We start from the raw sequence: 610 nt of genomic DNA, 5'->3' as shown, positions 1-610 counted from the left end.
GCCAGAACGCCGGGCATTGGCGAAGGTGAAGTGGATCGCTTCAGTTCGGATGAAACGGGGGAGGTCAACATGGATGCTTACCTTGCCTGGCTGAAGCTCAACGGCTACAACCTCGACAACCTCAGGGTGCAATGATGAACGAATGGCGACGAAGACTGTGCAAGGGATTGACCGCGTGGCCGGTGGTGTGCAGCGTGTCAGCGTGTGCAAAACCGCAGCCCTCAACGCCACAGGCGCCGGGTGGTCGGCCCTGGACGCCCGAGGAACTGCAACGCATGCATCGGTTCAGGGGCGTAGAGGGATATGAAACAGTCATCTCGGGTTTTGGTGTTACCAGGGGAGAGGGGCTGTTTGGGGTATTCAAAAACCAGAACGGCCAGACATTTGAGGAAGGTGTTTTTTGGGAGGGACGAAACAGCAAGTCCTCGCTTGCCATTCGTCCACCCGGTTTGATGAAGAGCATCAACGCCAAGGTCTATGTAGATCGGGGCAAAGAACTGTTGCTCGATGTTGATATTCCTGTCGCTGACCGGATTCCCGACGAGTTGCTAGACGAGTTGCGGCGAGGCGGAGGTGGCTTGCGCATCAAGATTCGACTGCATCGCGAAGG

At 56.7% G+C, this 610-nt stretch carries 1 protein-coding gene; it reads left to right on the top strand.

The genetic code is table 11. The annotated features are described in order from the left end of the window. Positions 1-131 precede the first annotated feature (131 nt). A partial coding sequence (locus tag GTZ97_RS16425) for a hypothetical protein (protein ID WP_201748334.1) occupies positions 132-610 on the top strand: 479 nt, incomplete at its 3' end.

Source organism: Aquabacterium fontiphilum (genome assembly GCF_009909205.1).
Taxonomy (GTDB): Bacteria; Pseudomonadota; Gammaproteobacteria; order Burkholderiales; family Burkholderiaceae_C; genus Aquabacterium; species Aquabacterium fontiphilum.
The sequence above is the reverse complement of the archived record's forward strand: the minus strand, read 5'-3'. Positions and strand labels throughout refer to the sequence as shown.